14 protein-coding genes and 1 riboswitch are annotated in these 17,052 nt (G+C 41.1%); of the genes, 6 read left to right on the forward strand and 8 right to left on the reverse strand.

The window, feature by feature from the left end:
- Window positions 1-87 precede the first annotated feature (87 nt).
- Window positions 88-546 carry a DUF3299 domain-containing protein gene (locus EOK74_RS09695; RefSeq protein WP_133469806.1) on the forward strand — a complete coding sequence of 153 codons (459 nt, stop codon included), beginning with the start codon at window positions 88-90 and terminating at the stop codon, window positions 544-546.
- A 133-nt stretch (window positions 547-679) separates the two neighbouring features.
- Entirely contained in the window at window positions 680-2,299 is a 1,620-nt protein-coding gene (locus tag EOK74_RS09700) for a methyl-accepting chemotaxis protein (protein WP_133469807.1), read from the forward strand.
- A 121-nt stretch (window positions 2,300-2,420) separates the two neighbouring features.
- On the opposite strand, the gene EOK74_RS09705 is transcribed toward EOK74_RS09700, so the two are convergent.
- The 8 genes from EOK74_RS09705 to thiC all read right to left on the reverse strand — a co-directional run bounded on the left by EOK74_RS09705 (window position 2,421) and on the right by thiC (window position 12,276).
- Entirely contained in the window at window positions 2,421-2,816 is a 396-nt protein-coding gene (locus EOK74_RS09705; protein WP_133469808.1) for an acyl-CoA thioesterase, read from the reverse strand.
- A gap of 16 nt (window positions 2,817-2,832) precedes the next feature.
- Window positions 2,833-5,661, reverse strand: coding sequence for an excinuclease ABC subunit UvrA (gene uvrA, locus EOK74_RS09710; RefSeq protein WP_133469809.1), 2,829 nt, complete (start codon window positions 5,659-5,661; stop codon window positions 2,833-2,835).
- 109 nt (window positions 5,662-5,770) lie between these two features.
- Window positions 5,771-6,889, reverse strand: a complete 1,119-nt coding sequence (thiH, locus tag EOK74_RS09715) for a 2-iminoacetate synthase ThiH (protein ID WP_133469810.1) — start codon at window positions 6,887-6,889, stop codon at window positions 5,771-5,773.
- Complete coding sequence (locus EOK74_RS09720; protein ID WP_133469811.1) at window positions 6,876-7,646, reverse strand: thiazole synthase; 771 nt, start codon at window positions 7,644-7,646, stop codon at window positions 6,876-6,878. Before EOK74_RS09720 ends, thiH begins: the two co-directional genes overlap by 14 nt.
- A 3-nt stretch (window positions 7,647-7,649) precedes the next feature.
- The gene (gene thiS, locus EOK74_RS09725; protein WP_133469812.1) at window positions 7,650-7,865 is read right to left on the reverse strand and encodes a sulfur carrier protein ThiS; all 216 of its coding nucleotides are present in this window, start codon (window positions 7,863-7,865) and stop codon (window positions 7,650-7,652) included.
- Entirely contained in the window at window positions 7,862-8,725 is an 864-nt protein-coding gene (locus tag EOK74_RS09730) for a HesA/MoeB/ThiF family protein (protein ID WP_133469813.1), read from the reverse strand. The genes thiS and EOK74_RS09730 overlap by 4 nt, the downstream gene beginning before the upstream one ends.
- A complete protein-coding gene (locus EOK74_RS09735) occupies window positions 8,722-10,308 on the reverse strand; it encodes a bifunctional hydroxymethylpyrimidine kinase/phosphomethylpyrimidine kinase (RefSeq protein ID WP_133469814.1) in 1,587 nt (528 codons plus the stop codon). The genes EOK74_RS09730 and EOK74_RS09735 overlap by 4 nt, the downstream gene beginning before the upstream one ends.
- 3 nt (window positions 10,309-10,311) lie before the next feature.
- The gene (gene thiC / locus EOK74_RS09740; RefSeq protein ID WP_133469815.1) at window positions 10,312-12,276 is read right to left on the reverse strand and encodes a phosphomethylpyrimidine synthase ThiC; all 1,965 of its coding nucleotides are present in this window, start codon (window positions 12,274-12,276) and stop codon (window positions 10,312-10,314) included.
- A 163-nt stretch (window positions 12,277-12,439) separates the two neighbouring features.
- Window positions 12,440-12,560, reverse strand: a riboswitch (TPP riboswitch).
- A 142-nt stretch (window positions 12,561-12,702) separates the two neighbouring features.
- On the opposite strand from thiC, the gene EOK74_RS09745 reads away from it, so the two are divergent.
- From EOK74_RS09745 to EOK74_RS09760, 4 genes are all read left to right on the forward strand, one after another.
- Window positions 12,703-14,376 carry a serine hydrolase gene (locus EOK74_RS09745; protein ID WP_166638746.1) on the forward strand — a complete coding sequence of 558 codons (1,674 nt, stop codon included), beginning with the start codon at window positions 12,703-12,705 and terminating at the stop codon, window positions 14,374-14,376.
- A 124-nt stretch (window positions 14,377-14,500) separates the two neighbouring features.
- Window positions 14,501-15,841 (forward strand): MFS transporter, encoded by a 1,341-nt coding sequence (locus EOK74_RS09750; protein WP_133469817.1) that lies wholly within the window; start codon window positions 14,501-14,503, stop codon window positions 15,839-15,841.
- 12 nt (window positions 15,842-15,853) lie between these two features.
- Entirely contained in the window at window positions 15,854-16,444 is a 591-nt protein-coding gene (ssb, locus tag EOK74_RS09755) for a single-stranded DNA-binding protein (RefSeq protein ID WP_133469818.1), read from the forward strand.
- 238 nt (window positions 16,445-16,682) lie between these two features.
- The gene (locus EOK74_RS09760) at window positions 16,683-16,925 is read left to right on the forward strand and encodes a hypothetical protein (RefSeq protein WP_133469819.1); all 243 of its coding nucleotides are present in this window, start codon (window positions 16,683-16,685) and stop codon (window positions 16,923-16,925) included.
- Window positions 16,926-17,052: the final 127 nt, after the last annotated feature.

Genomic DNA, 17,052 nt, shown 5'->3' on the forward strand with positions numbered 1-17,052 from the left:
AGATATACCAAGCATCATAAGTAACAAGCTTGTTAAAAACCCTTTATCATAGGCAAACAACAAAACAGAATAAGTACACACGATAAAATGTATAAATTATTTACTTCAACATTACTGTTAATAACTCAATTGAGTTTTGGTGAGCCATTAGAATTGTATTGGGAAGATATGATCCCTAAAGACTATGTTGCGTCTGATATTCCACTTGCTCACAGTAATAGTATGCAACAGCAAAACCTTGACGCGCCCATAGTGCCAGAGCTAAACGGAAAGCTTGTTAAAATACCTGGGTTCGTGGTGCCACTAGAAGGAGATAATGAAAAAATAACAGAATTTTTGTTAGTACCCTACTTTGGTGCCTGCGTACATGTCCCCCCCCCGCCACCTAATCAAATTGTATATGTGAAGTTTTCTAAAGATGTGTCGATAAACAACTTATATGATGCGGTATGGATAACAGGAACCTTATCAACCAGTACTTGGCAGGGTGATTTAGCCACTGTTGGATATACGTTACAAGGTCTAAATATTGACGTATATGATTAATATTTATGAAAAAAATCTAATTAATGATTAGCACTTAAGTTTATTGGTTACTATATTAAATAGCATCAATATTAGTTAATAATGAGCAAGCGCACGGCTAAAAATCAGGTGCGAAGACTTACAAGGGTAAAATATGAGCTTTTTAAAAAACATGTCTATTGCACAAAAGTTATTTCTTATTCCTATTATAGGAACCGTAGCTTTTATTTTATACTTGGGCATTACAACAGCCAATGCTTTAAACAACGTTAAAATTTTAGAGAACGTGATTGAAGTTGAATATCCTTCAGTTGACTTATCCAAAACTGCCTTGGTTAAAATGGAAAAAGTCAAAGAAGCATTAACAAGTGCGGTTACTACCGCTGATGAAGATACCTTAAGTAATGCTCAGACTTTCGCTTCTGAAACAAAAAAATTATTGCAAGATATTAAATCAATTGACCCTATTCTCAGTTCTGAAATCAGCAAAATACTCAACTCATTTAATGAATACTATGAGGTAGCGTTCACAGTATCAAAGTCTATGATTGATGGCACGGCTGATTACTCTAAATTAGGCGAAATGTCGACTAAGATGAACAACAGTTATGATAGTGCATTCAAAGGCTTAACAGCGTTCAAAGATGCCAGAGTCAACTCATTTCAAACTGACATACAAGAAGCTAGCTCAAACGGTGAATCCATGATTTTAATTGGCTTCATTTTAGCCCTATTTACTATAGTGTTACTATTTGCAACGGCAATTCCAATTGTAAACGGTATAAAGGGCAGCATAGTAGAAGTGGTTAGTTCATTAAAAGATATTGCCCAAGGTGATGGCGACTTAACAGTTAGACTCAACTCGAAAAATAAAGACGAAATAGGCGATTTAGTTAACTGGTTTAACCAATTTATGGTAAAGCTGCAGGGGGTAGTGAAAGACATAGTTGACTCTACCTTACCTTTGTCACAATTAGCCCAAAATCTAAATAAACTAACAGAAGACACTAATCAAACCATTTTTGTACAACAACGCTCCGCTTCACAAGCTAAAGAAGCTGTAGATGATATGACAAATAGTGTTAGTGCGGTGGCATCGAGCGCAGCGGAAGCCGCTACGGCAGCAGGAGATGCATCAACTGCAGCTAACGACGGTCAAGACGTTGTCAATAACACTGTTATGAGTATTCAAGAATTAGCAACTAATGTTGAAGAAACAGCAGAAGTAATTAGCAAGCTTGAAGCTGACTCTAATCAAGTGGGTGTGGTGCTTGATGTGATAAAAGGTATTGCAGAACAAACTAACCTACTTGCATTAAACGCCGCAATTGAAGCCGCTAGAGCCGGCGAACAAGGACGAGGATTTGCAGTTGTCGCAGATGAAGTAAGAACCCTAGCTTCTAGAACCCAACAATCGACTGAACAAATTCAAAGCACTATTGAGCAGTTACAAGATGCCGCTCGTTCAGCGGTGAGTGCTATGGCAAAAGGAACCGAGCGAGCCACTACTAGTGTTGAAACAGCAAATACAGCGGGCGCTAGCTTAACGGTTATTACTGATACTATTAGCCGTATTACTAATATGAATGATCAAATAGCTCTCTCTACAGGGGACCAACAGGCAGTGGCACAAACCATCAGTTCAAATGTAGATGAAATTCATCAGAAGACCGAAGAAATTGCGACTAGCTCTAAAGAGATTGGCTCGGCAAGTGGCGAACTAGCTCAACTGGCGAAGCACTTAGAAGGCATAGCCACACAATTTAAAGTATAAATATCGGGATCGGGCTAGCCCTTATCAAAAAGCAATCAAGTTTTCTGATAAGGGTCTTATAAAGTTACGAATCTTCCTGCCACCAATGTGAACTCATCGACACCTTCTAATGCTAAGAAGCTTAGGTTTCTTTAATATGTTTTTGCAACGCTTCAACTATGTCTATTGAAATAGGTTTTGACTTATTTGTCTTAAAATCAAAATGAACTAAAGTGGTGACCCCTACTGCACATTTATTTTGGTTTTGCCATAGTTCTTGGTGAACATCAAATGCACTACTCCCTATCCTACAAATGGTGGTTCTAACTTCAACTTTATGGCCGTAAAAAATTTGCTGTAAAAAGTCCATCTTATAGCTAGCTAAAATCAGCGGCCAATTTCTTAAGTCTAGTTCTGGAGTAAACAATCTAAAAATAGGTTCTCGTGCGGCTTCAAACCAACCAGCGAGGACTGTATTACTAACATGAGCTAATGCATCAGTTTCGTAAAATCGAACATTAAACTCCTCTGAATACATACTCGCCCCTTACACTCTAATTATTTAGTAAAGGTTTTAGGAATCTTGCTGTATGAGAGCCTTCAACTTCAGCTACTTGCTCAGGCGTTCCTTGCGCAATTATTTGCCCACCACCCGAACCACCTTCAGGGCCTAAATCAACCACCCAGTCAGCAGTTTTTACCACATCTAAGTTATGTTCAATAACCACAACCGTATTACCATGATCTCTCAACCTATGTAGCACCTCTAAAAGCTGTTTAATATCGTGAAAATGCAAACCAGTAGTTGGCTCATCCAAAATATATAAGGTTTGTCCGGTATCCCGCTTCGACAACTCTTTCGCCAATTTAACCCGCTGAGCTTCACCACCCGACAAAGTAGTAGCAGCCTGGCCCAAACGCACATATGACAAGCCCACATCCATTAAGGTTTGAAGTTTTCTTGCAATTGCAGGGATTACATCGAAGAAAGGACGGGCTTCTTCTATGGTCATTTCTAAGACTTGATGAATATTCAAGCCTTTGTATTGAATTTCTAAAGTCTCGCGGTTGTATCTCTTGCCTTTACAAATATCGCAAGGTACATAAACATCTGGCAAAAAGTGCATTTCGACCTTGATTACGCCATCACCTTGGCAAGCTTCACAGCGACCGCCTTTAACATTGAAGCTAAAACGACCCGCTTTATAACCCCGAGACCTCGCTTCTTGGGTACCAGCAAATAATTCTCGTACTGGAGTGAAAATACCTGCATAAGTAGCTGGATTAGAGCGTGGTGTACGGCCAATTGGGCTTTGATCTATATCCACAACTTTATCTAGCATCTCCATACCCGTAATTGAGGTATAAGGAGACGGTTCACCTGTTGTAGCGCCATTTAAGTCACGATGGGCAATTTTATAGAAGGTATCATTTATTAGCGTCGACTTCCCTGAGCCAGAGACCCCAGTAACACAGGTCATTAAACCTATTGGCGCTCTAAAAGTCACATCTTGTAGATTATTACCCGACGCACCTTTTAACTCTAACCATTTGTCGTCAGCAACCGAACCTCGCTTTATTGGGACTTCAATTTTTTCTCGGCCAGAAAGGTATTTACCCGTCAGTGAATGCTCACTGTTTTTTATGTCATCTATTGTTCCTTGGGCAACAATTTCTCCCCCATGAACACCAGCACCTGGGCCAATATCAAGAACAAAGTCAGCAGCTCGAATAGCATCTTCATCATGCTCTACCACCAGCACTGTATTACCTAAATCACGAAGGTGAATAAGGGTTTTAAGTAAGCGTTCGTTATCTCTTTGATGTAAGCCTATTGATGGTTCATCAAGCACATACATCACGCCTACTAGCCCAGCTCCGATTTGACTCGCTAAACGAATCCGCTGAGCTTCGCCGCCAGATAGAGTATCGGCACTGCGAGACAAGGATAAATAATTCAAACCAACATTCACTAAAAAGCTCAATCTGTCGTTGATTTCTTTAAATATTTTTTCAGCTATTTTCTCTCGCTGCCCCGTTAAGGTTAAATTAGAGAAAAAGTCTAAAGCTTCTGCAATCGATAAGTCAGACACCAGGTTCAAAGGGGTATCAGCAATAAAAACATTCCGCGCTTCTAATCTTAAACGAGAGCCTGAACAGCTAGAACAAGGTTGCTGGCTTAAGTATTTTGATAACTCTTCACGGACTGCATTAGATTCAGTTTCTTTGTAGCGCCTTTCCATATTCGGAATAATCCCTTCAAAAGGATGTTTGCGCTCCATAATGTCGCCACGGTCATTAATATATTTAAACTTAAGAGATGTGCCCTTACTACCATGTAAAACAATTTCTCGGGCAGCTTCATCTAACTCACCAAAAGGGACAGTCAAATCAAAATCATAATGGTCCGCGACAGCTTGCAGCATTTGAAAATAATAGTAGCTGCGCTTATCCCACCCACGAATAGCACCACCTGATAGACTAATTTCATCATTAGCAATAATACGATGTGGGTCAAAAAATTGTCTGGTTCCCAAACCATCGCAACTTTGACAAGCTCCAGCAGGGTTATTAAACGAAAATAATCTAGGCTCAAGTTCCGCCATACTATAACCACAGTGCGGACAAGCAAAGTTTGAAGAAAATACCAGTTCATCTTTTTCAGGCTCATCCATGTAAGCCACTTTTGCGGTACCACCAGATAAACCTAATGCAGTTTCAAATGACTCAGCAAGACGAAGCTTTAAGTCTTCACGCACTTTAAAGCGGTCAACCACCACTTCTATAGTGTGTTTTTTATGTAAATCGAGTTCAGGGGGATCAGACAAGTCACACACATTGCCATCGATTCTGGCGCGAATAAAACCTTGTGCGGCTAGGTTTTCTAAGGTTTTTACATGCTCGCCTTTTCTGTCTTGCACTACTGGACCTAGTAGCATTAATTTAGTATCTGCAGGCATGTCTAGTACACGGTCGACCATTTGGCTTACCGTTTGTGCATCTAAAGGAACATGATGTTCCGGACACCTAGGCTCACCTACACGGGCATATAACAATCTTAGATAATCATATATTTCGGTAATGGTACCTACGGTTGAACGTGGGTTATGAGATGTGGATTTTTGCTCAATAGAAATAGCGGGTGACAACCCTTCGATGTGATCAACATCGGGTTTTTCCATCATGGATAAAAACTGACGAGCATAGGCCGATAAAGATTCTACATAACGCCTTTGCCCTTCTGCATACAAGGTATCAAAAGCCAAAGAAGACTTACCTGAGCCAGACAAACCAGTGATAACTGTCAGCTTGTCTCTGGGAATATCTAAATTAATGTTCTTCAGATTGTGAGTTCGAGCCCCACGTACTTCTATTCTATCCATTGGTTACCAGATGCGCCGCAAAAGAAGAAGTATTACACAATCTGTAAACTAGCTCTATGGACATTAAGCTAATGAAGCAAGTTAATTATTGCAACGTAACAAAGATATACTACCAATTTGTCTCCCAATCCTTAAAAACAGAGGTATACCCCCTATTTTCTATCGCCGCTGCCACTTGTAATACCGAACGTTCATCGCTGATTTCAAATTGGTCTAATTGACTATCCGGGTTGGCATACCCGCCCGGTTGGGTAGAGCTGCTTGCACTCATATGGGTAATTCCAAGGGGCAACAGATTATCACGGAAATCACTGCGCTCTCGGGTAGATAAGCTAATCTCCAATTGCTCACTAAACAATCTAAATGCGCAGATGACTTGCACTAACCCTTTGTCTGAAATCGGCGACTTTGGCTCTATTCCGCCAGTACAAGGTCGCAACCTTGGTAACGAAATACTATATTTACTGCGCCAATAGCGATTCTCTAGGTAGTTTAAATGATGCCCCATCAACAAAGCATCTAAGCGCCAGTCATCTAAACCTAGTAGCACCCCCAAGCCCGTTTTATCAATTCCAGCTTGGCCTATTCGGTCAGGGCTATTTAACCTATATTGAAAGTCTTGTTTTTTACCGCGAGTATGGTGCTTTGCATACGTTATAGGGGCATAGGTTTCTTGATACAACATCACTGCATCTAACCCCAAACCTGCTAGCTCTGCATATTCATAGGTTTCTAGTGGCTGTACTTCTAGCGCCAAATAACTAAAATGCTTATTTATTTGTGGTAAAGCTTTAGCAAAATAATCTACCCCTACTTTGGTTTCATGCTCACCAGACACTAGCAGAATTGAATCAAAACCTCGGCTTTTTAAAATTGCCATTTCATTCGCTATTTCTTGTGAATTGAGAATTTTACGTTTGATTTTGTTGCTCATAGTAAAACCACAATAATCACACTCATTGGCACACAAGTTCGATAAATACATGGGAACAAATAGACTAATATTGTGACCAAAACGCTTTTGAGTGGTTTGCATTGAAAGCTGTGCCATTTGTTCTAAATAATGCTCAGCGGCTGGCGATAACAACGCCATTAATGCCTCAACATTAGCGGTTGGATGCAACAATGCTCGCTCTACATCTGCAGCGGTACAGCTGTACATAGACAAGCGTAAATGCTCACGGTCTAATGCTGCGAACACTTCAGAAAAGTTATTAACTAAGGCCATTTAAAAACCCCGTGAGTGGGCTAGTATGATTGGCCTGACAAGACACTTGCCCAAAACCTGCTTGATAAGCTGCTCTACCTGTAATGACTGCTTGTTGAAAACATTTAGCCATAGGCACAGGTTGTGGGCTAGAAGCAATAGCTGTATTAACTAACACAGCATCTGCGCCCATTTCCATGGCGGCGCTTGCATCAGATGGGCAACCGATTCCAGCATCAATCACTACCGGCACCCTTGATTGTTCAATAATAATTCTCAAGAATTCTTTTGTGAGTAACCCCTGATTACTGCCAATCGGGCTAGCTAAAGGCATAACCGCTGCGCAGCCTACTTCTTCTAAACGGTGACACAAAACGGGATCCGCATGAACATATGGCAATACCACAAACCCTAACTTAACTAGGGCTTCCGCGGCGATTAGGGTCTCGACTGGATCAGGCATTAAATATTTAGGGTCGGGGTGTATTTCTAATTTAACCCAGTTTGTCGCAAACATTTCTTGAGCTAACTGGGCTGCAAATATCGCTTCTTTGCCATTACGAGCGCCAGAGGTATTGGGCAGTAACTTTACGCCCAAGTCGTCTAAGGGTTTCATCAAATTGTCGGTACGCTGCTTTAAATCCACACGTTTAACGGCTAAAGTTACTAGCTCTGTGCCAGAAGCTCGTAACGCATCTAGCATGGTAACACTGTTAGAGAACTTCCCTGTGCCGCTAAATAAACGAGATGAAAATTGATGATTAGCAATGGTTAACATCTTCTACCCTCCTGCCACAGCATTAAACAAATCAATCTGATCACCTTGCTGACAGAACGTCTCCGCCCATTGGCTTTTGGGCACAACATGTTGATTGAGTGCTACTGCTATATTACTCAGGTCTAATGATTGAGACTCTGCTATTAACTGTAAAGTCATTAACAAATTACTGTTTTCAAGTACTCGGTGAACTTGACTATTTACAACAACATTTATCATAATTTTGTCTCCCCAGATGGTAGTGCCAAGCTGTGCACAGACTCAGTATTATTTGATTCGGGCCAGTGTCTGCAAACTGGGCACTTTAAATCCCTGTGTCTCATAACCTTATGCCACGACATAGCTACACCATCAAAAATATGTAAATACTTATCTAAGGATCCTATATTTAAGACTAGCTTCATCGCAGTAAGTGCTTGCATACTGGCCACCAAAGATACTGCAGTGCCAAGCACGCCCATACTCTGACAGTTTTGTTGTATGTCTAAACTTGAAAACACGCAGTGGTAACAACCTGCTTCAGGCGTATTTTTGCCATCAATCAGCATAAGTTGCCCAGAAAAAGCGCTAACTGACGCACTTACTAGTGGAATAAAATGGCGGGCACACCAATGATTAAGCAACTGCCTAGTGGGCATATTGTCTGAGCAATCAAGTAATATAAATCTTTCATCTTCATTGGCTTGTTTCAGGGCAGAGTTACCTGCAAATAAGCTTTCAGAAAAGTCCTTGCTGAAACGTTCCGCGTAAGTATTAACCTTTACATCTGGGTTTAACTTAATAAGTTCTGCAGCAGCGCAGCTCACTTTGTATTGTCCGATAGACTCTGGGTTAAATAAGATTTGCCTAGGTAAGTTAGAATTTTCTACCTTGTCGTCATCAACCAAATACAAATTACCAATGCCAGCCGCCGCAAGTTGCTGCGCCACATGGGTACCCAGCCCTCCTACACCTACTATCATAATATGTTGGCTCAGTAGGGTTTTCTGGCCTTGCTCTGCAACCTCTGGCAAGAGTATTTGCCTGTAGTACTGAATAAATTGTTGCTTGGTTAATATATCTGTTGCAGCAATCGTCATGGGGCTACCTGCCATGTTTGTTGTAATGTTTGCCAGCTTTTACCTGGGTCTGCTGCTAGCTCAATCCCTCTGACAATAGCGACGTCATCCACTTGAGTCGCTTTTAATTGAACAAGGTTATTTTGGTTTATTCCCCCAATCGCCACCAGGGGTAAACGGCCTTTCAGTAACTGAGAGTAACGAGTCAATTTAAGTAAGCCCTGTGGCTGCGATGGCATTTTTTTGGTGGGCGTGGCAAAGATATGACCAATTGCTAAATAGCTTGGCGATAATTGCTGGACTAGTAGCATTTCAAAATAACCATGGGAGGACAATCCTAACGCTAAACCTGCGGCAGCAATTTGGGTTAGGTCTGCTTGCAATATGTCTTCTTGGCCTAAATGCACACCAAACGCAGCGTGTTTAATCGCAAGTTGCCAATGATCATTAATAAACACCTGAGCCTGATATTTTTTACCTAAGACCACAGCTTGTTGGATATCTTGCTCTAACTGATTTTCATCACAAGGCGCTTTTATGCGCAGTTGAGCCGTGCGGGCGCCTGCTTTTAACACCTGCTCTAATACATCTAACGATTGGGTTACTGTATACACCTGCAAAGGTTGACGCACCTTGGCATACGCTAGTTGACTATTTACTGCTAATTTAGGGTAAGCAGGCATGATGACTTCGGGAAAGTAGCGCATATCATTGGGCCAGCCATTGCGGGCTAATACACCAGGGCCTTTGCCAAGACCATAACTATACTCAAGCCCCTGATGTACATAAGCTTTAGCTATCACAATGGCATCTAATAGCGGATGACCTAATGCCATAGCCGTGGCTATCGCTGAAGACAAGGTGCACCCCGTACCATGGTTATGAAAGGTATCCACTCTGCTGCCTTTAAAGCCAAGCAATTGCTCTTGGTGGTACAAAGATGTATGAGCAATATTATGAGCCGCAAGCCAATCCACAGACAATGAGCTTTGATTATCGCCCCCAGTCAGTAAGATGTTGATGTTTATTAACTGGCTCAAATTAACCAAAGTTCCGTGGTCACCATTACCTTGGTTATGATTATCACTAGTTAGGGCCTGCAACTCCTGTAGGTTTGGCGTTAGCAAAGTGACTTGCTTCGCCAAGCTTAAATATAGATCTGCTGGTATTCTCTGGTTTTCACTCAATAATTCTTGGCCACTACTTGCCATCATGACTGGATCCCAAATAATGGGGATCTCAACACCATGGTTTTTCTTGTAGCTCGCTAAGTTTTCAGCTAACCAATCCCGCACTAATTTAACTTGTTCTACATTAGCTAACACCCCAATTTTGATGGCTCTTGGCGGCATATCCTCAAGTAAACAATTTAACTGTTGGGTCAGCATGTTTGTGGAAACAGCATCTACCTCGACTACTCTTTGAGAGTTTTGTGCTGTTACAGCTGTGACTATATTGCAAGCATGCCCACCCAAATCTTGAATAGTTAAACTATCAGCCTGAATACCTGCCCCACCGCCACTGTCTGACGCAGCTATACTCCAAACAACGGGCCGACTAGGACCAGTGTTTACTGGCCCCTTATCATTACTTATATTGTTCATTTTTTATTCGGATTCAGTAGTAAATTCACTGCTAACAGGAGTATAAATTTGCGCACCTTGGGCTTTAAACTCTGCTGATTTTTCAGCCATGGCAGATTGTATGTCGACCGAACTCAAACTAGCTCGACTGACTGCTAAACGAGAAGCATCTTGTTCAACTTGTATTTGTTGTTTGGCTGCGTATTCACGGACTTCTTGGGTTATTTTCATGGAGCAAAATTTTGGTCCACACATAGAACAAAAGTGTGCCACTTTGGCAGACTCTTGGGGCAGGCTTTCATCGTGGTAAGCCCTAGCGGTATCGGGATCTAGCCCTAAGTTATATTGGTCTTCCCATCTAAACTCAAAGCGGGCTTTAGATAAAGCATTGTCACGAATTTGCGCACCGGGGTGACCTTTAGCTACATCCGCAGCATGGGCGGCAATCTTGTAAGCGATTAAACCTTGCTTTACATCATCTTTGTTTGGCAAACCTAAATGCTCTTTAGGCGTCACATAACAAAGCATTGCGACTCCATACCAACCAATCATGGCAGCGCCAATTCCTGAGGTAAAATGATCATAACCGGGAGCTATATCAGTGGTTTGCGGGCCCAATGTATAAAATGGCGCTTCACCGCATATGTCTAATTGCTTATCTATGTTCTCTTTAATTAACTGCATAGGGATATGGCCAGGCCCTTCTATAATGGTTTGTACATCGTACTCCCATGCAATTTTCACTAACTCACCTAGAGTTTCTAGCTCAGCAAATTGGGCCTCATCATTGGCATCGGCAATACAACCGGGGCGCATACCGTCACCTAACGAAAGCGACACATCATAAGCGGCACATAGCTCACAAATATCTTTAAAGTGTTCATATAAAAAACTTTCTTTATGGTGAAACAGACACCACTTAGCCATGATAGAACCACCTCGAGACACTATGCCTGTCAAGCGTTTAGCTGTCATAGGTACGTAACGTAACAGCACACCAGCATGAATAGTAAAGTAGTCAACGCCTTGTTCAGCTTGCTCAATTAAGGTGTCTCGAAATACTTCCCATGTAAGATCTTCTGCCACACCATTTACTTTTTCTAAAGCTTGATAAATAGGCACTGTGCCAATAGGTACAGGTGAATTACGTACTATCCATTCTCGGGTTTCGTGAATATAGCGACCTGTGGACAAATCCATTACTGTGTCTGCGCCCCAACGGGTGGACCAAACAAGCTTTTCAACTTCCTCTTCAATTGAAGAGGTTACCGCCGAGTTACCAATATTAGCGTTAACTTTCACCAAAAAGTTACGGCCAATAATCATAGGCTCAGCTTCTGGGTGATTAATATTTACGGGAATAATAGCGCGGCCTCGGGCTACTTCTTCACGCACAAATTCTGCCGTGATTGTTTGCCCAACCAAAGCACCAAAGGCATTACCCGGGGCTTTTTGAGTTAATACTTCATCTGTTATTTGTTCGCGGGCCATGTTTTCACGAATGGCTATGTATTCCATTTCGGGGGTAATAATACCTGCCTTGGCGTAATGCATTTGAGTGACACATTTGCCAGCTTTCGCTTTTAGGGGTTTGTCTAGAGAATCAAAACGTAAATGGTCTAGGCCATCGTCAGCCATTCGTTCTTGAGTAAAGCATGAACTAGCGTGACTCAATTGCTCAACATCATTACGTTGCATGATCCAGTCACGGCGCAATTTCACCAAGCCCTGACGCACATTGATATTGGCATTAGGATCAGAATATGGCCCGGCACAGTCGTATACCATAATATCTGGATTTCGTTCAGTAACGGGGGCATCCTCACTCCCGCCCAAAACAGTATCGGTTTGGGTTATAGCCCGCATACCTACTTGGATGTCATACAAGGCCCCCGGCAGATGTACCTTGTTAGAATTGGGATGTAACAGTGGTTTTAGATTATCAATAAATTGTTGTGCGTTAGCACGAGTTTGACGACGGTTTGACATTAGCAATCTCTCATAGTGTTAAAAAATGAAGTTGCTTGTCTGGAGAGGTTATATGTTGATAAGCGCCAACAAAGAGTAATATCCACGAGACTACTGTGGATAAAAATACACTTTGGTAGGCGGTAACCTTGTTGGATAGGCTAATTCTAAAATAGCCTTATCCAACAAGATTATGCTTGTTTCCTTCGCGAGTTCTAACTCGATCAGGTTCAACGGATCCCGAATTAACGGTCTCAGCTTGCATCATTACCTAAGTAAAAATACTCGCACTCCGACAAGAGTGAATATTAAAACAAAGTAATAATTTAGGTGCAAGGCGTATTTTTATTCCCTATGTCTAAAGTGAGGGTGATTCTGTGTTTACCAAATTTAATAGCCGTGGCAATAAAAATTTGCTATCGAACAATTCACGTTAGACTCTACTCTATGAATAGTTCATTATTCGTCTCTATATTGAGCGCAGACTCCTACGTTATTCATGATAAACAAGCTGGATTTTCAATGACCCAAACCTTTAAACCTATTACCTTCTTTTTGATTATCAGCACACTTGGACTATTAAAAACTCACGCTCACGAGCAGTTATCGGAACCAGTTGATTTAACGTCTTTGCCAGCACAAGTTGCTCAGGCCTTAGATAAGTTTGCTACCCCCGGTATGGCAGTAGGAGTGGCCTACAAGGGAAGAATAATTCATCTTGAAGGTTACGGTAAACGGGATATCAAAAATGACTTAGCAGTCACTGCCACCACTCAATTTCGTATTGGCTCCACTAGTAAAGCGTTTACCGTGGCAAGCTTAGGGATATTGGTAGATGAAGGTAAACTGAGCTGGGAAGACAAGGTCACAGATCATCTGCCCGAGTTTAAAATGATGGACCCTTGGGTAACAGCTGAGTTTACCATTCGAGATTTACTCACTCATAAAAGTGGTTTAGTGAGTGGTGCCGGTGACAGCATGATTTGGCCAGAGCCTTCAGGCTTTTCTCGTCAAGAAGTTATCTCTAAGCTACGCTACCTAACACCAAGATATAGCTTCAGATCCCAATATGCTTACAGCAATGTAATGTATATAACCGCTGCTGAAATCGTTGCAAAGATAACCCAAATGCCTTGGGAGCGTTTCGTAGATACCCGTATATTTGCGCCACTGAATATGAATTGTTATGCCGGAGACATGGCTGCACAAGCACTTAAAAATGTCGCCAAAGGCTATGACGTTAACTCGTCAATTGATTTTTATGAGATACCCCGTAATGGCATCAATGGCAAAACATTAATGTCAGCTGCTGCTGGCGGCATAGTATGTAATGCACAAGACATGTTGAAATGGGTAAATTACTTATTAACACTAAACGAACAGCTTAATTCAGAAGATGAAGTATTTGAAACTCAAGTATTTAGCCCCCAGAGACTCAAAGAAATGTGGTCTCCAACCACCATATTACCTTTAGCGAAAAGAGAGCGAGAGAACAATCAAACCCACATTAAAACCTACGGTTTAGGTTGGCGATTATTTGATGCTGACGGCCTACAGTTAGTCTCACATACCGGTACCATATCAGGCTTTCAGGCCTTTGTTACTTTAGTGCCAAAATTAGAGTTAGGCATTGTTTTGCTTAGTAATGGCTCAAATTCAGGCGCTAGGGCATCGATTATGCAAACCATATTAAAGGCATTTGTAAGTCCAAATGATGGCTATGATTGGGTACAAGATGAATTTGAGTATCGTGAAGTTCGCAAGCAAGAGTACTTAGCGAATTGGCAAGAGCCCAAGGGCACTAACACTGTTTTGTTAGCTCCATCAAACTATCTGGGTACTTTTGAAGACAAGTGGTTTGGAAAGATAATTATAGAAAACACTAAAGGTAAATTACGTATTTATTCAGACCGAATGCTGAGTCTTACAGGAACACTAAAACCATTTAATGAACATAGCTTTAAAATAGTTTGGGACAATCAAAATGCCGCTAGCAATGCATTTATCCACTTTAATACTGACATAAACAGTGTTGTAACCTCATTCACTTTGGCGCCCTTTAAAGTAGAAGAGCCTGAAAACCACGAGTACTTAGATATGTTTTTTATTAAAATTGACTAAACTGCAACCCAATTAGCACAGCGCTAATTGGGTGAGTCATGCAAAAACTTATGTTAGACTATTCGGCCAGTTTTTCCCGTGTTTAAACACACTTATAAATTAACTAACACAGATACTCTCTACATTGAACTCCATAGAACTTCGCACCGCATTTTCCTTAGCATTTGTATATGTTTTACGCATGCTTGGTTTGTTTATGGTGATGCCTGTATTAGCGATAAGCGCCACAAGTTACCCTGATTACTCAGCATTTTTAGTAGGCTTAGCTATTGGTGGATATGGCCTAACCCAAGCAATATTACAAATTCCTATGGGGGTACTTTCAGACAAAATAGGTCGTAAACCTGTAATTGTAGGAGGCTTAATATTATTCTCCATAGGCAGTGTATTAGCTGGTTTATCTGAAAGTTTGACTTGGATAGTAATAGGTAGATTTTTACAAGGTGCTGGTGCAATTGCCGGAGCAATCATGGCCCTAGCAGGTGACTTAAGCCGCGAACCCCAGCGCCCTAAAGTAATGGCTGTAATAGGTATTTCAATTGGTTTTTCATTTTATCTAGCCTTGTTATTAGGCCCTATCATTGCGGGTAAATTCGGCTTAAGTGGTATATTTATGGCCACCGGCTTTTTGGCTTTAGGATGTATTTTATTAGTTATGTTTGCGGTACCCAATGCGGTTAATATAGCCCCTAAGGGAGACACACTGCCAGTTATTGATGATATTAAAAACCTATTTATCCACCCACAACTGCTACGTCTAAATATTAGTGTATTATTGCTACACATGATGATCACCTTAGTATTTGTGCAAATTCCTATATTGTTAGTGGACTTAAGCTGGCCCCTAGCTAGCCATTGGCAGGTTTATTTAATGGTCTTAGTTGCCTCCATAATTGGATTATTAGGTTTAATGAAGGTAGCGGCTAAACACCCAAGTGGCATATTACAAATTAGTGTATTAGGTCTCGCCCTAGTATTCATATGTATGATTTTTGGCCATCATTCTTTGGTCTATTTAATAATATTAATAAGCTTGTTTTTTACCTGTTTCAATTATCTTGAAGCCAACTTTCCAGCTATGGTGTCTAATATTGCTCCTGCCGGAAAGAAAGGCTCTGCAATGGGCATTTATGCTAGCTTTCAATTTTTTGGTGCATTCATAGGTGGAGTAACATCCGGTAGCATAAGCGAGTATTTTGGTCTGCAGTGGGTATTTGTAATTGCCAGCCTTGTATGTGTTCTTTGGCTATTTTTAATACGCGGTTTACAGGCGACTAATCGCTTAAAAAGATATACACTTAAAACACAAAATCAAACCACTGATCTAGCGTTTCAACAACTTGCCAAATTAGAAGGTGTAATGGATATCACCCTAGTCCCTAGTGAGCAAGTTGTTTACTTAAAAGCAGATGGTAAACATTTCGATATTCAGCAAGCTAGAGACTTGTTGAACATACCAGAATAATTAGGAGTCATAATGGCGAGTAAAGGCGTAAATAAAGTAATTTTAGTAGGTAACTTAGGTAAAGATCCTGAGGTCAGATATACCCCTAATGGCAAAGCGGTCGCTAATTTAACTTTAGCCACCTCAGAGAGCTGGAAAGACCAAAGTGGTCAGATTCAAGAAAAAACTGAATGGCACCGAGTTTCAATGTTTGGCAAGTTAGCTGAAATAGCTGGCGAATATTTACGTAAAGGCAGCCAAATATATGTTGAAGGCAAATTACAAACCCGTAAATGGCAAGATCAACAAGGTCAAGACCGTTACACCACAGAGATTGTTCTCGACCCCTTTAATGGCGTAATGCAAATGTTGGGCGGCAAAAGTGGCGGACAATCACAATCTGAAGGCGGTTTCCAAGGACAGCAGCGGTCTGCACCACAAGCAGCACCTCAGCAAAACCAAGGTTATCAACAGCAGCCTCAATATCAACAGCCGCCAGCTCAAAATCAAGGCTTCAATCAAGCACCAGCTCAAAACCAAGGGTTTAATCAAGCTCCGGCTCAAGGCAAACCGAATCCTGCACCTGAGCCTGATTTTGACTTTGATGACGACATTCCGTTTTGACCTAAGACAAAATGTTAAGTTGTTGCTAGTTTAATTAAAGCCCCTTTTAGCTGTTAAGTTAAATGAGGCTTTTTTAGAGATGGATAACTTAGATTATTGCTGATTAGTCAATGTTTACACCAAGAGCAATTTACTACTTATTTAAAGGTATCGTTTTGGGTAACCGTGTATGGATTAATTGATAACCATTTCTGAAAATTTAGCCTAGTATTTACTTCTCAACCCAAGGAGCCAAAATATGAAATTAATAAATGTAGGTTTAATCAGTATAGCTATTTTCTCAACAGGTGCTTTCGCTAAAACACAACTTCCTGTTTCTGCACATAACTGCAAAATTGTTGAAGAAAAACTCGATTCAATGGAAGCCCGTGAAAAAGTAGGTTCTTCTACACCTAAACATGCTAAACGACTTCGAGCAAACATCGAGATGTTTGAAGAGCTCAAAGATGGTTGTTTGAAATCAGGATTGGTTACCAAGTAATATTTCTTAAGGGCTAGATTTATCTTTCATAAAAATCTGCCCTTACCCCTATTATTAAGTAATAATTCTTAATGCTGCGCTTTATCCCCCCCCCCCCCAAAAAAAAAATAAAATTATGATCGAACCA

The sequence above is a fragment of the Paraglaciecola marina genome (assembly GCF_004360155.1).
GTDB lineage: Bacteria > Pseudomonadota > Gammaproteobacteria > Enterobacterales > Alteromonadaceae > Paraglaciecola > Paraglaciecola marina.

Excerpts from the sequence above, each read along its gene's own strand:
- EOK74_RS09695 (WP_133469806.1), top strand. The coding sequence starts at position 88 with ATGTATAAATTATTTACTTCAACATTACTGTTAATAACTCAATTGAGT.
- EOK74_RS09700 (WP_133469807.1), top strand. The coding sequence starts at position 680 with ATGAGCTTTTTAAAAAACATGTCTATTGCACAAAAGTTATTTCTTATT.
- EOK74_RS09705 (WP_133469808.1), bottom strand. The coding sequence starts at position 2,816 with ATGTATTCAGAGGAGTTTAATGTTCGATTTTACGAAACTGATGCATTA.
- uvrA (WP_133469809.1), bottom strand. The coding sequence starts at position 5,661 with ATGGATAGAATAGAAGTACGTGGGGCTCGAACTCACAATCTGAAGAAC.
- thiH (WP_133469810.1), bottom strand. The coding sequence starts at position 6,889 with ATGGCCTTAGTTAATAACTTTTCTGAAGTGTTCGCAGCATTAGACCGT.
- EOK74_RS09720 (WP_133469811.1), bottom strand. The coding sequence starts at position 7,646 with ATGTTAACCATTGCTAATCATCAATTTTCATCTCGTTTATTTAGCGGC.
- thiS (WP_133469812.1), bottom strand. The coding sequence starts at position 7,865 with ATGATAAATGTTGTTGTAAATAGTCAAGTTCACCGAGTACTTGAAAAC.
- EOK74_RS09730 (WP_133469813.1), bottom strand. The coding sequence starts at position 8,725 with ATGACGATTGCTGCAACAGATATATTAACCAAGCAACAATTTATTCAG.
- EOK74_RS09735 (WP_133469814.1), bottom strand. The coding sequence starts at position 10,308 with ATGAACAATATAAGTAATGATAAGGGGCCAGTAAACACTGGTCCTAGT.
- thiC (WP_133469815.1), bottom strand. The coding sequence starts at position 12,276 with ATGTCAAACCGTCGTCAAACTCGTGCTAACGCACAACAATTTATTGAT.
- EOK74_RS09745 (WP_166638746.1), top strand. The coding sequence starts at position 12,703 with ATGAATAGTTCATTATTCGTCTCTATATTGAGCGCAGACTCCTACGTT.
- ssb (WP_133469818.1), top strand. The coding sequence starts at position 15,854 with ATGGCGAGTAAAGGCGTAAATAAAGTAATTTTAGTAGGTAACTTAGGT.
- EOK74_RS09760 (WP_133469819.1), top strand. The coding sequence starts at position 16,683 with ATGAAATTAATAAATGTAGGTTTAATCAGTATAGCTATTTTCTCAACA.